Annotated in this window: 17 protein-coding genes and 1 pseudogene; 12 read left to right on the forward strand and 6 right to left on the reverse strand. The window is 61.0% G+C overall.

Going from position 1 to position 18157, the window contains the following annotated elements:
• Positions 1–95: 95 nt before the first annotated feature.
• Positions 96–842: an NRDE family protein gene (locus ACM6IO_RS08950; RefSeq protein WP_414911297.1), complete on the reverse strand. Its 747-nt coding sequence runs from the start codon at positions 840–842 to the stop codon at positions 96–98.
• 120 nt (positions 843–962) lie between these two features.
• Between ACM6IO_RS08950 and ACM6IO_RS08955 the strand changes: the two genes are divergently transcribed.
• The 3 genes from ACM6IO_RS08955 to ACM6IO_RS08965 all read left to right on the forward strand — a co-directional run bounded on the left by ACM6IO_RS08955 (position 963) and on the right by ACM6IO_RS08965 (position 3661).
• Positions 963–1745 (forward strand): sulfite exporter TauE/SafE family protein, encoded by a 783-nt coding sequence (locus tag ACM6IO_RS08955; protein ID WP_008026089.1) that lies wholly within the window; start codon positions 963–965, stop codon positions 1743–1745.
• An 83-nt stretch (positions 1746–1828) separates the two neighbouring features.
• Positions 1829–2641, forward strand: a complete 813-nt coding sequence (gene lgt / locus ACM6IO_RS08960) for a prolipoprotein diacylglyceryl transferase (RefSeq protein ID WP_017341323.1) — start codon at positions 1829–1831, stop codon at positions 2639–2641.
• Positions 2642–2689: 48 nt separating this feature from the next.
• A complete protein-coding gene (locus ACM6IO_RS08965) occupies positions 2690–3661 on the forward strand; it encodes a thymidylate synthase (RefSeq protein ID WP_008026091.1) in 972 nt (323 codons plus the stop codon).
• 92 nt (positions 3662–3753) lie between these two features.
• Here the strand turns inward: ACM6IO_RS08965 and cadR are convergent, their stop codons facing one another.
• Entirely contained in the window at positions 3754–4203 is a 450-nt protein-coding gene (gene cadR, locus ACM6IO_RS08970; RefSeq protein ID WP_008040770.1) for a Cd(II)/Pb(II)-responsive transcriptional regulator, read from the reverse strand.
• Between the two features lie 84 nt (positions 4204–4287).
• Between cadR and ACM6IO_RS08975 the strand changes: the two genes are divergently transcribed.
• Positions 4288–6543: a heavy metal translocating P-type ATPase gene (locus ACM6IO_RS08975; RefSeq protein ID WP_414911298.1), complete on the forward strand. Its 2256-nt coding sequence runs from the start codon at positions 4288–4290 to the stop codon at positions 6541–6543.
• Positions 6544–6559: 16 nt separating this feature from the next.
• Positions 6560–7423 carry a LysR family transcriptional regulator gene (locus ACM6IO_RS08980; protein ID WP_192227526.1) on the forward strand — a complete coding sequence of 288 codons (864 nt, stop codon included), beginning with the start codon at positions 6560–6562 and terminating at the stop codon, positions 7421–7423.
• Between the two features lie 19 nt (positions 7424–7442).
• Here the strand turns inward: ACM6IO_RS08980 and ACM6IO_RS08985 are convergent, their stop codons facing one another.
• Positions 7443–7985: a hypothetical protein gene (locus ACM6IO_RS08985; protein ID WP_414911299.1), complete on the reverse strand. Its 543-nt coding sequence runs from the start codon at positions 7983–7985 to the stop codon at positions 7443–7445.
• Positions 7986–8299: 314 nt separating this feature from the next.
• Between ACM6IO_RS08985 and ACM6IO_RS08990 the strand changes: the two genes are divergently transcribed.
• The 6 genes from ACM6IO_RS08990 (at position 8300) to ACM6IO_RS09015 (ending at position 14617) form a co-directional block, all read left to right on the forward strand.
• On the forward strand, positions 8300–9376 hold the full coding sequence (locus tag ACM6IO_RS08990) for a putative 2-aminoethylphosphonate ABC transporter ATP-binding protein (RefSeq protein ID WP_008026095.1): 1077 nt from the start codon (positions 8300–8302) through the stop codon (positions 9374–9376).
• Entirely contained in the window at positions 9376–11100 is a 1725-nt protein-coding gene (locus ACM6IO_RS08995) for a putative 2-aminoethylphosphonate ABC transporter permease subunit (RefSeq protein ID WP_414911300.1), read from the forward strand. Before ACM6IO_RS08990 ends, ACM6IO_RS08995 begins: the two co-directional genes overlap by 1 nt.
• 40 nt (positions 11101–11140) lie before the next feature.
• Complete coding sequence (locus tag ACM6IO_RS09000) at positions 11141–12166, forward strand: putative 2-aminoethylphosphonate ABC transporter substrate-binding protein (protein WP_008040773.1); 1026 nt, start codon at positions 11141–11143, stop codon at positions 12164–12166.
• 118 nt (positions 12167–12284) lie between these two features.
• A complete protein-coding gene (locus ACM6IO_RS09005) occupies positions 12285–13418 on the forward strand; it encodes a TIGR03364 family FAD-dependent oxidoreductase (RefSeq protein WP_414911301.1) in 1134 nt (377 codons plus the stop codon).
• A complete protein-coding gene (locus ACM6IO_RS09010; protein ID WP_414911302.1) occupies positions 13418–13981 on the forward strand; it encodes a phosphonate degradation HD-domain oxygenase in 564 nt (187 codons plus the stop codon). Before ACM6IO_RS09005 ends, ACM6IO_RS09010 begins: the two co-directional genes overlap by 1 nt.
• Positions 13982–14089: 108 nt before the next feature.
• Positions 14090–14617: a hypothetical protein gene (locus tag ACM6IO_RS09015; RefSeq protein ID WP_414911303.1), complete on the forward strand. Its 528-nt coding sequence runs from the start codon at positions 14090–14092 to the stop codon at positions 14615–14617.
• A gap of 9 nt (positions 14618–14626) precedes the next feature.
• Here ACM6IO_RS09015 and ACM6IO_RS09020 read toward each other — a convergent pair whose 3' ends face one another.
• Both ACM6IO_RS09020 and ACM6IO_RS09025 read right to left on the reverse strand, forming a co-directional pair.
• A complete protein-coding gene (locus ACM6IO_RS09020) occupies positions 14627–16003 on the reverse strand; it encodes a GTPase/DUF3482 domain-containing protein (RefSeq protein ID WP_192227532.1) in 1377 nt (458 codons plus the stop codon).
• The gene (locus ACM6IO_RS09025) at positions 15996–17366 is read right to left on the reverse strand and encodes a DUF2868 domain-containing protein (protein ID WP_414911304.1); all 1371 of its coding nucleotides are present in this window, start codon (positions 17364–17366) and stop codon (positions 15996–15998) included. Before ACM6IO_RS09025 ends, ACM6IO_RS09020 begins: the two co-directional genes overlap by 8 nt.
• A 99-nt stretch (positions 17367–17465) precedes the next feature.
• On the opposite strand from ACM6IO_RS09025, the gene ACM6IO_RS09030 reads away from it, so the two are divergent.
• Positions 17466–17978, forward strand: coding sequence for a dihydrofolate reductase (locus tag ACM6IO_RS09030; RefSeq protein ID WP_414911305.1), 513 nt, complete (start codon positions 17466–17468; stop codon positions 17976–17978).
• Positions 17979–18064: 86 nt separating this feature from the next.
• On the opposite strand, the pseudogene ACM6IO_RS09035 reads toward ACM6IO_RS09030, so the two are convergent.
• Positions 18065–18157, reverse strand: a pseudogene (locus tag ACM6IO_RS09035) (tRNA threonylcarbamoyladenosine biosynthesis protein RimN); the annotation flags it as partial.

An 18157-nucleotide genomic window follows, 5' to 3' on the forward strand; every position in this document is an offset into this window, starting at 1 on the left:
GCCTCTTCGCGGGCAAGCCTCGCTCCTACATGGAACGCGTAAATCCTGTAGGAGCGAGGCTTGCCCGCGAAGGCGTCCCCTAGTACGCCGAAAATCTAAACTCTGACCTCAACTTCCCCCAAATGCCCGCCATACGGCCCGAAACTCCGTTCGACCATCAGCCGCGTCCCATCCGCCTGCACAATCAACGCCGTACTCGCCCGCGTCCCATAACTCTGGCTGGCAATAAACACACTCGACAACAACGACTCGGTCGCCAGACCCACCCCGGTATCCGGCAGCTCTGCAAAAGGCGCTGTCTGCGAATCACTGAGCAACGCCAATAACGCCTCAGGCTGCGGATCCTCCAGAACAGCCTCCAGCGCCGCTCGCGCCTTGAGCAACTTCGGCCACGGCGTATCCAGGCCAGCATTCGATAACCCATACACCCCGGCCGGCAGCAGCACCGCTTCAAGCTCCCGGGCATTGAAGTGCCACAGTTCATTGGCATTGCCGATCAGCAGGTTAAAACCGGCATATTCGAGTGAACGTCCGACAACGTCGTCCAAATAATCATCTATCGGCATGTCGCCGCTGAGAAATCGTGCAACCAGTTCGCCTCGGGATTTTCGAGCGGCCGGTTGATGGGGATCGCGAATATTGGTCAGCGCCGCAAAGCGCCCGTTGGCGCCGACACCGAGCCAGGTGCCGCCGGCTTCCAGATCGCGACCGGCGTAGACGTGCGGTGTTTCGGGCCATTGCGCCAAGGGCAGACTGGGCCGGGCATAGAATTCGTCGCGGTTGGCGGCGACGATCAGCGGCTGGGCGTGGCCCGGGCGCCAGGCAAAGACAATCAGGCACATAAGGTGGTCCTTGTGTGTTTTTGCCCACTCTACGCAGTCATTGTGCGGGTATCCATCGCCATCCAGTGGAGCCGAAGGCCATGCATCCGTTACCATGCCGCTCTTCTTTGGGGGTCGTACATGGAATTTCTGCTCTATCTGGCGCTCGGCGCCTGTGCAGGCGTGCTGGCCGGCCTGTTCGGCGTCGGCGGCGGAATTATCATCGTGCCGGTGCTGGTGTTCAGTTTCACCTTGCAGGGTTTCGACGCCTCGATCCTGACGCATCTGGCGGTCGGCACATCCCTGGCTACGATCATCTTTACCTCGGTCAATGCTGTGCGCGAGCATCATCGCCGCGGCGCCGTGCGTTGGCCGATTTTTGCCTGGATGACCGTCGGCATCCTGCTCGGCGCCGGGTTCGGCGCGCTGACAGCCGAAGCGATCTCCGGGCCAAACCTGCAGAAAATCATCGGCGTATTTGCCCTGGTCATCGCCGTGCAGTTGATGCTGGACGTCAAGCCCAAGGCCAGCCGAACGGTGCCGGGTAAAGTCGGTCTGACCGTGGCCGGCAGTGTGATTGGCTGGGCGTCGGCGATTTTCGGGATTGGCGGTGGTTCGCTGACCGTGCCGTTCCTGACCTGGCGCAGCGTGCCGATGCAGCAAGCCGTGGCCACGTCCTCGGCGTGCGGTCTGCCCATCGCGCTGGCCAGTGCATTAAGTTTCATGATTCTGGGCTGGCACGATCCGTTGCTGCCGGCTCATAGTCTCGGTTTTATTTATTTGCCGGCGCTGCTGGGGATCGCCCTGACCAGCATGGTCTTCGCCCGCCTCGGTGCGCGACTGGCCCACAGCCTGTCGCCGAAGTTGCTGAAAAGACTGTTCGCCGCTTTGCTGTTCTGCGTGGGTTTGAATTTTCTGATCTGACGCACCGCACAATCCTGGCTTAATCCTGAGGTGGCAGCGTCGCCCGGGAATTTTGAAGCTTTCAACTCTAACGAGGAGTCGCAATGCTGCCTTACCCGCAGATCGACCCGGTGGCCCTGGCCATCGGTCCGCTGAAAATCCACTGGTACGGCTTGATGTACCTGATCGGCATCGGCGGTGCGTGGCTGCTGGCGTCGCGCCGGCTCAACCGTTTCGACCCGACCTGGACCAAGGAGAAACTCTCCGACATGGTCTTCTGGATGTCGATGGGCGTTATCGTCGGCGGTCGCCTGGGCTACGTGCTGTTCTACGATCTGAGTGCTTACCTGGCCAACCCGACGCTGATTTTCGAAGTGTGGAAGGGTGGCATGTCGTTCCACGGCGGCTTCATCGGCGTGATGCTGGCGGCGTTGTGGTTTGGTAAAAAGAACAACAAGTCGTTCTTCCAGCTGATGGACTTCGTCGCGCCGATGGTGCCGATCGGCCTGGGCGCCGGGCGTATCGGCAACTTCATCAACGCCGAATTGTGGGGCAAGGCGACCGACGTGCCGTGGGCGATGATCTTCCCGCCGTTCAGCGATCCGGCGCAGTTGCCGCGTCACCCGTCGCAGCTGTATCAGTTCGCGCTGGAAGGCGTAGCGCTGTTCCTGATCCTGTGGCTGTTCTCGCGCAAGCCACGGCCGACCATGGCGGTGTCCGGGATGTTCGCGCTGTTCTATGGCATCTTCCGTTTCATCGTCGAATTCGTCCGCGTACCGGACGCGCAACTGGGCTATCTGGCCTGGAACTGGCTGACCATGGGCCAGGTGCTCTGCGTGCCGATGATCGTCGGCGGACTGTTCCTGATCTGGCTGGCGTATCACCGCGCCCCGGCGACTCCAGCGGCAGCCGTATAAATTCGAACCCCGGGGCTTTGGTCCCGGGTTCAAGGACACAGGTAACTCATGAAGCAATATCTCGAACTGGTCGCCCACGTCATCAAGAACGGCACCAAACAGGCCAACCGCACCGGCGTGAACACCATCAGCTTTCCGGGCGCGATGCTGCGTTACGACCTGCAAGAAGGTTTCCCGGCGATCACCACGCGCAAGATGGCCTTCAAATCGGCCATCGGCGAGATGTGCGGTTTTCTGCGTGGGGTGAACAACGCCGCCGAATTCCGTGCGCTGGGCTGCAAGGTCTGGGACCAGAACGCCAACGAAAACGCGCAATGGCTGGCCAACCCGTTCCGCCAGGGCGAAGACGACCTCGGCGAGATCTACGGTGTGCAATGGCGCAAATGGCCTGCGTACAAACAGATCCCGGTCAGCAATCAGGCCGCCATCGAGCAGACCCTGAAGCAAGGCTACCGCCAGATCGCTGAAGGCGAAGAAGACGGCCAGGCCTACGTGGTGTTGTACAAGGCGATCGACCAGATCCGCCAGTGCGTCGACACCATCATCAAGGACCCGGGCAGCCGCCGCATCCTGTTCCACGGCTGGAACGTTGCTCAGCTTGATGAAATGGCCCTGCCGCCGTGCCACCTGCTGTACCAGTTTCACCCGAATGTCGAGACCAAGGAAATTTCCCTGACCCTCTACATCCGCTCCAACGACCTGGGCCTGGGCACGCCGTTCAACCTCACCGAAGGCGCCGCGCTGCTGAGCCTGATCGGTCGACTGACCGGTTACACGCCGCGCTGGTTCACCTATTTCATCGGTGACGCGCACGTTTACGAAAACCATCTGGACATGCTGAACGAACAGCTCAAGCGCGAGCCGTTCCCGATGCCGAAACTGGTGATCAGTGATCGTGTTCCGGAATTTGCCAAGACGGGCGTGTATCAGCCGGAGTGGCTGGAGTTGATCGAGCCGGGTGATTTTTCGCTTGAGGGTTATCAGCACCATGCGCCGATGACGGCGCCGATGGCTGTCTGAGACGGGCACCGCTTCGCGGTGTTCGCGGGCAAGCCTCGCTCCTACAGGTCAGTGTAAATCTGTAGGAGTGAGGCTTGCCCGCGAAGAGGCCCTCAATGCCCATGACTGCGGCCCACATGCGAATGCTCAACCTCCGTCGCCACAACCCCGCCACTCACTTCCAACCGCTGCAAAATCCCGCATTGATCGATATCCGGCCCTTCGCCACAGCGTTGGCGCAGGTCGAGCAGTTGTGCCTGTAACGCCAGCAAGCCGTCGATCCGCGCCTTCACGTGATGAATGTGCTCGTCGATCAGCGCATTCACGCTTTCACACTGATCCTGCGGACTGTCGCGCAAGGCCAGCAGGCTGCGGATTTCCTCGAGCGTCATGTCGAGGGTGCGGCAGTTGCGGATGAAGGTCAGGCGCTCGGCATGGGCCTGGGTGTAGACGCGGTAGTTGCCGTCGCTGCGGGCCGGTTCCGGCAGCAGGTTTTCGCGTTCGTAGTAGCGAATGGTTTCCACGGCGCAGTCCGTGAGCCTGGCCAGTTCTCCGATCTTCATGACGGCAATCTCCAAAAGGGTGCTTGACCCTATAGTGGCTACAGGGTCTTTACTTGGCAACAGGCACCTTATGGACGCGACCCGATGAGCGATTCCCGACACGATCACACACACGAGGCTGGTCACAGCCACAAACTGCAGCCTGTACAGAAACATGACCATGGCGGTCAGGGGGATTCCTGCTGTTCTTCCAAAGCAGCGGCGTCGTCGCTGATCAAGCTCAGCGAAACGTCCACCGCCAACGCGCGGCTGAGCAGTTTCCGCATCGACGCGATGGACTGCCCGACCGAGCAGACGCTGATCCAGAACAAACTGGGCAAGCTCGCCGGTGTGCAGCAGCTGGAGTTCAACCTGATCAACCGCGTGTTGGGCGTCACTCATGACTTGCCGAGCACCGCGCCGATCATCGACGCGATCAAGTCGCTGGGCATGGTTGCCGAGCCGTTGGAGCAGGGCGTCGAAGCACCCGCCCCGGCACCTGAGAAAAAACCGTGGTGGCCACTGGCGCTGTCCGGCGTGACCGCGCTCGCCGCCGAAGTGATCCACTTCACCGACGCAGCGCCCAACTGGGTCGTGGCGGTTATCGCGCTGGTCTCGATCCTCAGCGGCGGCCTCGGCACCTACAAGAAGGGCTGGATCGCCCTGAAAAACCTCAACCTCAACATCAACGCGCTGATGAGCATCGCGGTGACCGGCGCGATCCTGATCGGGCAGTGGCCGGAAGCGGCGATGGTGATGTTCCTGTTCACCGTGGCCGAGTTGATCGAGGCCAAGTCCCTGGACCGCGCGCGCAATGCCATCAGCGGTTTGATGCAGATGACCCCGGAGCAGGCCACGGTATTGCAGGCCGATGGCAGTTGGGTTTTGCAGGACGTCAAAACCATCGAGCTGGGCGCGCGGGTGCGGGTGCGCCCCGGCGAGCGGATTGGCCTGGACGGTGAAGTGGTGGTGGGCAGTTCAACCATCGATCAGGCACCGATCACGGGTGAAAGCCTGCCGGTCGAGAAGACGCTTGGCGACAAAGTGTTTGCTGGCACGATCAATCAGGCCGGTTCTCTGGAGTATTCCGTCATCGCCGCCGCCAACAATTCGACCCTGGCGCGGATCATCCACGCCGTCGAACAGGCGCAAGGCGCACGGGCACCGACTCAGCGTTTCGTTGATCAGTTTTCAAAAATCTACACTCCGGCCGTATTCGCCTTAGCCCTGGCCGTCGCAGTGATTCCGCCGCTGTTCATGGGCGCGGTCTGGTTCGACTGGATCTATCGCGCGTTGGTATTGCTGGTGGTCGCGTGCCCGTGTGCGCTGGTGATCTCGACGCCGGTGACCATCGTCAGCGGCCTCGCGGCGGCGGCGCGCAAAGGGATTCTGGTCAAGGGCGGCGTTTATCTGGAGGGCGGTTACAAGCTCGATTATCTGGCGCTGGATAAAACCGGCACGATCACCCACGGCAAACCGGTGCAGACCGATTACCTGTCGCTTGACCCAACCGCTGATGCCTCGGCCCCGGGAATTGCGGCGGCATTGGCCGGGCGCTCGGACCACCCGGTGTCGCTGGCCATCGCCAACGCAGCTGTGGATAAAACCTTTGCACCGCTCGTTGTGGATAACTTCGAAGCCCTGGCCGGTCGCGGGGTGCGCGGTGAAATCAACGGTCAGGTCTACCACTTGGGCAACCACCGTTTGGTCGAAGAGCTGAACCTGTGTTCACCCGCCCTGGAAGAAAAGCTTTTTGCACTGGAAAAACAGGGCAAGTCGGTGGTGCTGCTGCTCGACAAATCCGGCCCGCTGGCGCTGTTCGCCGTGGCCGATACGGTCAAGGAATCCAGCCGCGAAGCGATCCAGCAACTGCACGATTTGGGCATCAAAACCCTGATGCTCACTGGCGACAACGTCCACACCGCCCAGGCGATTGCCGCACAGGTCGGCATCGACGAAGCCAAGGGCGATCTGCTGCCGACCGATAAACTGCAAGCCATCGAAGCCCTTTATGCACAGGGCCATAGCGTCGGCATGGTCGGTGATGGCATCAACGATGCCCCGGCATTGGCCCGGGCAGAAATCGGTTTTGCGATGGCCGCCGCCGGCACCGATACCGCCATTGAAACCGCCGATGTCGCCCTGATGGACGACGATCTGCGCAAAATCCCCACGTTCATCCGCCTGTCGCGGCAGACGTCGAGCATCCTCAAACAGAACATCGCCCTCGCTTTGGTCATCAAGGCTATCTTTCTTGGGGTAACCTTCGCCGGGATCGCCACCATGTGGATGGCGGTGTTCGCCGACATGGGCGTGAGCCTGTTGGTGGTGTTCAACGGTTTGCGCCTGTTGCGCAAGTAAGTGATGAGGAGCGGGTGTGCTGAGTGCCGAGCTGAAGGCGTTTTACATGGTGGCCCGTCTGGGCAGCATTACCCTGGCGGCGAAAAAGCTCGGCCTGAGCCAGCCCACCGTGACCACGCAAATCCGCAATCTGGAAAGCCAGTACTCGGTTGAACTGTTCTACCGTGGCGGTCGCCGCCTCAGCGTCAGTGATGAAGGTGCGCGGCTGCTGCCGATGGTCAAGACGCTGTTGCAGCAGGAAGCCGACATCGAGTTTTTCCTGCGTAACAGCGGCCAGGTCCAGGGCACTTTGCGCATCGCCGCCACGGCGCCGTATTACATCCTCGATCTGGTGAAGACCTTCCGCGAGCGCTTGCCGCAGGTGGAAGTGTCGGTGGAGATCGGCAACTCGCAGCAGGTGCTGGAAGCGTTGGAGGATTACCGAGTGGATGTCGCCGCGTCCTCGCAACTGCTCGACGATGCGCGACTGATTCGGCGGGTGCTCGGCAGCGATCCGCTGGTGTTGGCGGTGCATCGCAATCATCCGCTGGCGGTGCACGATCATGTGCCGCTCAGCGCGTTGGCCGGTCATACCTTGTTGATGCGCGAGTCAGGCTCGACCACTCGGCGCCTGACCGAAGAATTGCTGGCCAGCGCCGGGGTGAGTTTCGGGCCGTTGCTGGAGATCGGCAGCCGTGAATCGATCCGCGAGGCGGTGCTGCGCAACATCGGGATCAGCATCATTGCCCGGCAGGAAGTGCCGCACGATCCGCAATTGCGCGTGCTGACCATCGAGAATGCGCCACAGATTCCCGAGTATTTGTACTGCCTCAAGGAACGCAAAGGCGCGCGGTTGCCGGCGGCGTTCCTGGGGTTGGCGCAGGAAATGGCTGGTTGTTGAGAACAACCTTGTTGCTAACTTACGGTGCGACGTTTCGATCAACTACGGTTAGCTGAAAATCACCGGCTTCATAGTCGCCATTGTTGTCGGTAAAAGCAGCAGGCGCGCCGGGAATACCGTAGTTGCGGATGGAGCGCCTTCCGCCGGCAAGTATAATAATATCCAGTTGGTCGGTAATTAAATCATCTAATGTGATGTTGTCTCGGCCCCTTCCAAAAAGAGTAACAGCATAGCCTGTCGCATCAGTGCCGGAATAGGCCGACCAGGTTCGATGAGGGCCTTCCATGCTCAGTAAATGGTTTGTGTAACGGCCAGGGCTGCGTGTGTGGATCAGATAACGATCACCATCCTTTTGGAAGTAAAGCAGTTCGGCTTCTACATTGTCAGCAGTTGTTATGTGTTCAGGAATTCGTTCCAGCTGTTTTCTGTATTCTTCACGTTTCGTTGGGGTTGTTTCTTTATTCAGAATTAATTGAGTCAATCTGTTGTAGTTGGTAGTGATGGGTTTGCCGTCGAAGGTTAATGTTCCGGTAAATGAATGAAGTTGCTCGTTTGGACTCATGATGTATCTCGATAAATAGTGTGGTTGGTTGAGGTTGGTTTGAAGTGTATTTGTAGTAATTGAAATTTTGTAGTGATGAAATGCTCGGTATCGTTAGTTTTTATTTCGGTTGAAAGTTGATTGGCTAACGGCTCGCAGAGTGCTGATTGTTTTTATAGTAAGTTTTGTTCGAGTTGAAAAAGCCGTTCTGGCCTTATTTCAGAGGGCAGCTCCAAAATTTACGAATACCACTATCAGCCGTTTTGGCCTCACTGCCACATGACGGACGCATTACATCCCTAGGATGGCCTTCATCTGCTTGATGAGGCCCGTCCATGAACCACTCGATCGCAACTGCCCTGACCAACCCCGGCGCCCCGATGAAGGTGCGCGGCGTGCAGAAACGCTTCGGCGCTTTCACTGCGCTGGATAACGTTTCCCTCGACGTGGCGGCCGGTGAACTGGTGTGCCTGCTGGGGCCGTCGGGCTGTGGCAAGACTACCTTGCTGCGTTGCATCGCCGGTCTGGAGAAACAGGACAGCGGCGAGTTGTACCTCGGTGATCGCGACGTTTCGCACCTGGCACCTCAGGCGCGGGACTACGGCATTCTGTTTCAGTCCTACGCGTTGTTCCCCAATCTCACCGTCGAAGCGAACATTGCCTACGGCCTCGCCGGTAGCGGTCGTGATGAAGTGCGCAAGCGTGTGGGTCAGATGCTGGAACTGGTCGGCCTGACCGGCAGTGAGAAAAAGTACCCCGGCCAATTGTCCGGCGGTCAGCAGCAACGTGTCGCACTGGCCCGCGCCCTGGCGCCGGCGCCTTCGTTGTTGTTGCTGGACGAGCCGATGTCCGCCCTCGATGCCCGGGTCCGCGAGCACCTGTGCACCGAGCTGCGCCAACTGCAGCGCAGCCTCGGCATCACCACGCTGATGGTCACCCACAATCAGGACGAGGCCATGCTGATGGCCGACCGCATCGCCGTGATGAACAACGGCAAGGTCGAGCAATACGCCACGCCGCAGGAAATCTACGACCGCCCGGCCACGCCGTTCGTGGCGGAGTTTGTCGGCCAGGGCAACTGGCTGCCCTTCCAGCGCAGCAGCGACAGTCATGCCCAGGTCGGCGGGATGAACATGCGCCTGGCGGATGGCAGCGCGAAAACCGCGTCGGGTCGTTTGTTCTGCCGGCCCGAGGCGATCAACGTCAACCCGCTGGTGCATGAAGAAAACCTGTTCCCGGCCAAGGTTCGCGAAATCACCTTCCTCGGCAACCGCTGCCGCATGAGCTTCGAACTCGATCAATTGCCAGGCCACGCGTTGCTGGCAGAACTGGCGCCGGAAGCCATGCCGCGCCTCGGTGCGCAGCAGATCATGGTCGCCTTGCCGCCGCGCAGCCTGCAGGTGTTTGCCTGATGAGCGCGAACATCGCGCTGCCGATACCGCACAAGCAGGTTCGACAGACCTCCCGTGCCGAGATCGGCGACCGGGTGTTTGTGGTCGGCGGCAAAGTTCTTTTGCTGGTGTTGCTCGGCGTCGCGGTGCTGATGCCGTTGCTGGCGATCTTCTGGCGTGGCTTCAGTTCGGAGGCCGGGCAGGGCGGTGGTCTGGTGGCTGCGCGTGAACTGGTCACCAGTGCGAATTTCCACTGGTTGCTCGGCAATAGCCTGAAAGTGTCCCTCAGCGTCGCGGCGATTGTCGTACCGCTGGCCTACCTGTTTGCCTACGCGCTGCAACGCACCCTGATACCGGGCAAAGCTATCTGGCGCGGCATGTCGCTGTTGCCGTTGATGGCGCCGTCGATGTTGCCGGGCATTGCGCTGGTTTATCTGTTCGGTAACCAAGGCATGTTGCGCGGTTTGCTCTCGGACAATATCTACGGCTTCTGGGGCATTGTTCTGGGCGAGGTCATCTACACCTTCCCTCACGCCTTGATGATTCTGCTGTCGGCGCTGTCCCTGGCGGATGCGCGACTGTTCGATGCCGCCTCCAGCATGGGCGCCAGTCCGGCGAAAGCCTTCCGCAGCATCACCTGGCCGGCGACGCGTCAGGCGGTGTTCGCCGCGTTCTGTCTTGTTTTCACCCTGACCATCACTGACTTCGGCGTGCCCGTGGTGGTCGGCGGCGACTATCAGGTGTTGGCGCTGGAAGCCTACAAAGCCGTGGTTGGTCAGCAACAATTCGGTCGCGGTGCATTGATCGGCATGGTCCTGCTGCTGCCGGCGCTGTTCAGCTTCGGGGTCGATGCGTGGTTGCGTCGGCGTCACGGCGATTCCATGAGCGGTCGGGCGCAGGTCTTTCAACCGGCACCGTCGAAACAGCGCGACGGCTGCTACCTGGCCATCGTGCTGCTGATCTGCGCGGTGTTGCTGCTGGTGTTTGGCATGGCGGTGTTCTCGTCGCTGGTGAAATTCTGGCCGTACAACCTGTCGCTGTCGCTCAACCATTACCAGTTCAACGACACGGCGGGCGGCGGTTGGCTGGCCTACGGCAACAGCGTGAAGATGGCCCTGTGCACGGCGTTGATCGGCAGCGTGCTGATCTTCACCGGCGCCTACCTGATGGAAAAAACCAAGGGCCAGCGCGGACTGAACCTGACATTGCGCATGCTCAGTTTCGTACCGATGGCCGTGCCGGGTCTGGTGCTGGGCCTGGGTTATGTCTTCTTCTTCAACCTCAGCGACAACCCGCTGCATGTGCTCTACGGGACCATGACCCTGCTGGTGGTCTGCACCATTGCTCACTATCTGACCACCGCGCAAATGACCGCGACCACGGCGCTGCGCCAACTCGACGCCGAGTTCGAAGCCGCCGCGCTGTCGCTCAAGGCGCCGCTGTACCGGCATTACCTGCGGGTCACCGTGCCGATCTGCCTGCCGGCGCTGCTGGACATCGTGCGCTACCTGTTCGTCTCGGCCATGACCACCGTTTCGGCGGCGATCTTCCTCTACAGCCCCGACACCATCCTCGCGGCGGTGGCGGTGCTGAACATGGATGACGCTGGCAACGTCGGCGGCGCGGCGGCGATGTCGACCCTGATTCTGTTCACCTCGGCGGGCGTGTCCCTGCTGCTGGCCTGGGCCTCGCGCGGTTTGCTGCGCCGCTCCCAAGCCTGGCGGCAGACCGCGCCCGGTCACTGATTTCCACTCCCGCAACCTCAACTCAAAACAGGAAAAGATCATGTTCAAGCCCCTGGCCCTGGCCGCTGCTGTCCTCACCGCTTTCAGCCTGAACGCCTTCGCGGCGAAAACCGAGTTGACGGTGTACACCGCCCTCGAAGCCGAACAACTGAAGACCTACAAAGAAGCCTTCGAAAAAGCCAACCCGGACGTCGAGATCAAGTGGGTGCGCGATTCCACCGGCATCATCACCGCGAAACTGCTGGCCGAAAAAGCCCGCCCGCAGGCTGATGCCGTCTGGGGCCTGGCGGCGTCGAGCCTGGCGATTCTCGATCAGCAAGGCATGCTGCAAAGCTACGCGCCGAAGGACCTCGGCAAGATCGGCGGCAACTACCGCGACGCCGCCAACCCGCCGGCGTGGGTCGGCATGGACGTCTGGGCCGCGACCATTTGCTTCAACACCGTCGAAGCCGAGAAGCAGGGTTTGACCAAGCCCGTGAGCTGGCAGGACCTGACCAAGCCTGAGTACAAAGGCAAGATCGTGATGCCGAACCCGGCCTCGTCCGGCACCGGTTTCCTCGACGTCAGCGCCTGGCTGCAAACCTTCGGCGAGAAGCAAGGCTGGCAGTACATGGACGACCTGCACCAGAACATCGGCCAGTACGTTCACTCCGGTTCCAAGCCTTGCAAACTGGCGGCGGCGGGTGAGTTCCCGATTGGTATTTCCTTTGAATACCCGGCTGTTCAGTTGAAACGTCAGGGTGCACCGCTGGACATCATCCTGCCGAAAGAAGGCCTGGGTTGGGAGATCGAAGCGACGGCGGTGATCAAGGGCACACCGCATGAAGACGCGGCGAAGAAACTGGCTGACTTCTCGGCCAGCCCTGCAGCGATGGAACTGTACAAAGAGAACTTCGCCGTCCTCGCTCAGCCGGGTATCGCCAAGCCGCAGACCGAATTGCCGGCGGATTACGAGCAGCGCCTGATCAAGAACGACTTCGCCTGGGCGTCGAAGAATCGCGACGAAATCCTGACCGAGTGGCGCAAGCGCTATGACGGCAAGTCCGAGAAAGTGGCTGCCAAGTAAGATTTTCATCGGCTGACGGGCCCCATCGTGGGCAAGCCTCGCTCCTACAGAGAAATGCGTACCCCTGTAGGAGCGAGGCTTGCCCGCGAAGGCGGCTTCGAACTTTGGACAAAACTCCATGACACACCCCAACGACCTGCTGATCGTAGGCGCCGGCATCCTCGGTCTGTCTCACGCCTACGCCGCCGCCAGGCGCGGCCTGAAAGTCACGGTTTTCGAACGCAGCGAAACGCCCTTGGGCGCCTCGGTGCGCAACTTTGGCCAAGCCCTCGTCACCGGCCAACCACCAGGCCCGATGCTCGAACTGGCCAAAGCCAGCCGCGAAATCTGGGGCCAGTGGGCGCAACTGGCTGGCCTGCAACTCAAGCGCAACGGCTCATACCTGTTTGCCCGCACCGAAGCCGAAGAACACCTGCTGGAAGTATTTTGCGCCGGCCGCGCCGTGGAACACGGTTACCGCGTCGACCTGCTGCGCGGCGCCGCATTGCGCGACCTGTACGGCGGCAAGTTCCGCCATCACCGCGCTGCGCTGCACGGCATGGACGATCAGCAACTGTATTCCCGCGAAGCGATCCCGGCGTTGATCGATTACCTGCGCCGCGAAATGAACGTCGAGTTTCACTTCTCCACCCTCGTGCGCGACATCGAACCGGGCCGTCTGCACAGCACTGCCGGCACCTTCAGCGCCGAGCACATCATCGTCTGCTCCGGTCACGATTATCAGACCTTGCTGGCCGAGCCGATTGCCGCGCTCAACCCGCAAATCTGCCGCCTGCAAATGCTCCGCGCCCGCCCGCAGATCAACCTCAACCTGCAACACGCGCTGCTCACCGGTTTGAGTTGCGTGCATTACGGCGCTTTCGCCGATCTGCCGGAAGCGGCGGCAGTGCAGGCGCAAATCCTGCACGAGCAACCGCACTTGCATGAAAACGGCATTCACCTGCTGATCAGCCCGACACCTCACGGCGAGCTGATCATCGGCGATTCCCACCACTACGGCAGTGATCCTTCACCCTTCAACGCCGAGCAGGTGGATAACTGGATGATCGAACTGGCCGAGCAGACGCTGGGCTGCAAAGTGCAAGTGGTCGAGCGCTGGCAGGGGGTCTATGGTTCCCGAGGGCCAGGACCGTTTTCGTTCCTGCGGCCGATGCCGGGTGTGAGCGTTGCACTGATGCACACAGGCGTCGGCATGAGTGTCGGGCCGGCAATGGCAGAACGTAATGTCGCGACGTTATTGGGAGAGCGTTGATGGACCGCAAGGCGCAAGTGATCGACGAGGTGTTTGGGCTGTATGAGCGCTTTGGCGACAGCGATTACATCGGCGAGCCGGTGTCGCAGATCGAGCACATGTCCCAAGCCGCACAACTGGCCATGGCGGAAGGCTTCGATGATGAAGTGGTGCTGGCGGCATTCTTCCACGACATCGGGCACATCTGTGCTGACAGCGCCGAAAACATGGGCGGCTTCGGCGTGGTCAGCCACGAGCGGCTGGGCGCCGATTACCTGCGTCGCGCAGGTTTCAGTGAACGCATGGCGCGGCTGGTGGAATATCACGTTCAGGCCAAGCGCTACCTGACACTCAAGGAGCCCGGGTATTACGAACGATTGAGCGAGGCCAGCCGTCGGACCCTGGAGTATCAGGGCGGAGTGATGACCCCGGCCGAGGCTGAAGCCTTCGAGCAGGACCCGTTGTGCGCGGTGAGTTTGCGCATGCGCCAGTGGGATGAGTTGGCGAAGGAGATGAACGTGCCGCTGCTGGATCTCGGCGTTCTGAAGCGCAAGGCTTTGGGCCTTCTGCCCAAGTCGGCTTGAACCACAACTACTGGTGAGACCTCCTACAGGATGAAGAGAGTATTCGCGCAGAGCGTTTTACCAGCATGGGATAGCTTGATCGACCCTAAATTGATTTGAGCTATCCACATGCGTTATTTGAAAGTTACAGCCCAGGACCGAAGTGCGTACGGCAGGGCTGACAACCTGATCCTGCATTTTTTCGAAGAGATTGACGGTGCCGAAGATCGGCTCGTTCACGAAGCCTATGCACTGGATACCACTGCCGATGGCAAAGCTGATTTTCAGTATGGCGACGTGAACAACGACGGTAAGGAAAACATTAAGGACGAGGAGCTACTCAACTTGTTTGCAGAAGCGTTCCTGCAGCTTAGCTGGTTCAATAATGGAGATACTTGGGATCGCTATGTCAAGATATATGTAGAGGATATTGCGCACAACGGTAGTCGAGACCCCGTGCATCTGCACTTTCATGATCGTTCCTACAGACCAGGCCGAAGCCTCGTTTCCACCGCCGCTGTTTTAGACTCCCCTGAGGGCTACATGGTTGACATGGTGTTCGGTCACGATCTGGATGGTGATGGCGATTTGGATAAAGTGGACAAACAGCTTGCCTGGGCATTGAGATCCACTTATCTGAGGTTCAACTGGCGCTGATCAACCGTATCAAAGCTGCTGCGCCAACACCTCGATCTGCTCCTGCCGCTCCGCCTGATTCAACTTCGCGTGCGGATTCAGCGACGACCACTGCGGATGTGCCCGAGCCTTGTTCAAGGCTTCGGGCAGTTTGCCTTCGCGCCAGCTCTTGTCCTGTGGCGTGGCGACCTGGATGCTGTCCATCGCCGCATGTCCACGCGCATTCAGCGCCTGAAGCAACTGCCGCTGCCGCAATGCCAACAACCGCAACACGCTGTCATCGACCGTCAATTCACGCTGACCTTTGATCTTGCCCAGCAACCGGCTGCCGTAGCTACGCGCGGTTTGCAGGGCGCCGCCGGCAATCGCGCCGGCCAGCGCCGCTGCGCCGAGGGTCAAGCCGCCGACCAGCAAATCCACCCCGGCCCCGGCGGCCGCACCCGCCGCGATGCCGCCGCCGACGCGCACGCCCAGTTGCTTGAGGGTTTCCGGGTTGAACAGGTCATCGCCCCAACGGCCATCGAGCAGCGGCAGATCACTGGCCGCCGCGTCCTGCGGGCGGAAGGCATAGAGCGTGAGCAGCGCTTCGACACAACGCTGTTCCCGTTGGCGAACGGCTTTGCGCAGTTCGCTGATCGCCTGTTGTTCCTGCTCGGCGTCGCTGACCACGCTGCGCCGACACGCCGCACAATCGATCAACAATTCGGCAATCAACCGCGCCGCGCTTTGTTGCCGGGCCAGACGCTGGGCCTGCTGATCGGCGATCAAACGTTCCAGTTGCTCGCGAGAATTTTCCAGCAGCAGCGCGAGGCTTTCATACAGGCGCCGCTCGCCATCTTCCGGCGGCGCCACGCTGTCGAAACGCACCAGGGCATGCAAACCCAGACGCGCCAACGCTTCACGCCAATCCGGTTCGCGGTGGTTGGCGCTACTGACGAAATTCAGCACCGGCAGCAGCGGTTTGCCGCAGCTGGCCAGCACTTCCAGTTCGTCGCGGTACTTGGAAAGCACCGGTTCGCGGGCGTCGATCACATAGAGGCCGGCGTCGCAGGTGAGCAGTTGCCGCAGCACCTTGGCTTCCTGTTCGAACCGCTGCCGCGCCTCGCTGCCTTCAAGAAAGCGCGCCAGTCGCGCCGGACCGTCGAGGCGTTCACCTGGACGCTCCAGGCGTTCGAGGTAGTCGAGCAGGGCGATGGCGTCTTCCAGGCCCGGCGTGTCGAACAGGTCGAGCAAGGGCTCGCCGTCCACCGACAACCGCGCGCCTTCGACGTGCCGCGTGGTGCTGGGGCGATGGGAGACTTCGCCGAAACCGACATCACGGGTCAACGTGCGCAGCAACGAGGTTTTGCCGACGTTGGTGTGGCCGACCACGGCAAGCTTCAACGGCGCTTTCCACGGATTAGTCATGACCGGTCTCCAGCCAGTTCAGCGGCGCGCAATCGGCGAAGGGCAGCTCCAACTGTTGCAGCGCCACGTGCCAGTCGCCGAGACGCTCGGCATCCAGCGCTTCGCCCGGCGGCGCTTGCAGCAACCAGACGCGGGTGGCGCTGGCGTTGCGGGCCAGTTCGGCGATCAGCGCGAGGCTGCCGCGGTCCGGCGAACGCCGTGGATCGCAGGCGATGAGCAGGCGGGCCGGGGGGAAACGGCTGAGCTGTTCCAAGAGTTTGTGGCGCGATTCGCGACTGTCGAGGACGCCCGCGTCGTTCACGGTTTTCGGCAGCGGTGGCGGCCATGGCCGTTGATCGTCCAGCTCGATGGCCACCAGCAACGCGCCGTCGCTTTGCAGTTCGCTGACGCCGCTTTCCACGTGATGAAGTTGCGCAGGTGCCGCATCGCTGATGCCCAGGCGTTCGCTGGTGGGCATCAGGCGTTCGCGCAGTTGCGCGTAACCGGGCAGGTTCAGGTCCAGACGTAATCTTGCGCGACCCCTTTTCCAGCGCCACAGGCACAACAGCGCCAACAACAACCTCGGCAAAACCCCGTAGACCAGCAACACGCCCACCAGCCACGCGGCCCAGGCCTGACGAGCGCTTTCAATGTTCAGTGCGGCATCGCCACTGGCGCGGATCATTTCCACGGTGGGCACGCTGAAACCCAGCAGAGCCGGCAGGGCGCCCAGAGCCTGGGTCATGACCACGAACGTATCGCCGCCAAGGATGGTGGTTTCCCAGACGAAGCCGTAGCGCCGGGTCGCCATCAGCATCAGCACAATCACCAACGCGCTGAGCATCGCCAGCAACCACAAGCCATTGACCAGCACACCGAGCGCCCAGCGATTGAGCTTCTGTCGTTGCAGCAGCAACAGCAGGGCGGGCGCCAGTTGCGCGGCTTTGGCGTCGCGGGCGAGTTTTTCGCTGAGCCACAACCACAAGCGTCCCAGCGTCGCGCCGTGCTCACCGGCAAACACCAGGCCCAGCGCCCAGCTCAACAGCAGAATCAGGTTCAGCCCGAGCAAGCTGCCCAAGGCCCAGAACACATTGACCGGCGTTTGTCCGTCGCCCAGCGCGGCAAACGCCAGGCCGGCGCCGCTGACCACGGCCAGCACGGCCAACACCAACAGCGCCAGTCGTGCACCTTGCAGCCAATGCCTGAGGGCTTCGGTCAGTCCATCGCGTTGGGCCAGCCATAAGGCGCGGCGCGAAATCCGTGTCGGCAGATCGCCGCCCGCCGTGCGAGCCACTCGGTTGGCTTCCAGATCATCCAGAGGGCCGGCGTGTTCTTCGCGCAGGCGAATGGTTTCCGTCAGCCAGAGGGTATTCAGTTCAGTCACGCGGCATCCCGTCGCTCAATTGAGTTGTGAGCATAACCGCTGTCGCGCTTGTCGGGGGGCTACGTTGCGAGAAGCCGAGCCTCTGGTATCCTCGCCGGCATGACTAAATCACTCCCCCTCAGCCTGATCGCAGCCCTCGGTGAAAACCGTGTGATCGGCGTCGACAACAGCATGCCCTGGCACTTGCCGGGGGACTTCAAATACTTCAAGGCCACCACCTTGGGCAAGCCGATCATCATGGGTCGCAAGACCTGGGATTCCCTCGGTCGCCCGCTGCCGGGCCGGTTGAACATCGTGGTCAGCCGTCAGGTGGATCTGGTGCTGGAAGGCGCGGAGGTTTATCCGTCGCTGGAGGCTGCCGTGATTCGCGCAGAGGAATGGGCGAAAGAGCAGGGCGTCGATGAGTTGATGCTGATTGGCGGGGCGCAGTTGTATGCGCAGGGGTTGGCGCAGGCTGATCGGTTGTATTTGACGCGCGTGGCGCTGAGCCCGGAAGGGGATGCGTGGTTTCCGGAGTTTGATTTGAAGCAGTGGAAGCTGGTGTCGAATGTGCCGAATCCGGCAGAGGGTGACAAGCCAGCGTACAGCTTCGAGGTGTGGGAAAAAGTCTAAAAGCTTCGCGGGCAAGCCTCGCTCCTACAGGTTATGCGTAAATCCTGTAGGAGCGAGGCTTGCCCGCGAAGAACGATGACGCGGTCTCAACCCGGGCGAATGACGTTCCCGGTCGCCAGATCGCGAATCACGCTCGGATTCTTGCGCCCACCGAGGGTGCCGCCAAGAATCAAATCAAG

The sequence above is a fragment of the Pseudomonas sp. IT-P44 genome (assembly GCF_949768225.1).
GTDB lineage: Bacteria > Pseudomonadota > Gammaproteobacteria > Pseudomonadales > Pseudomonadaceae > Aquipseudomonas > Aquipseudomonas migulae.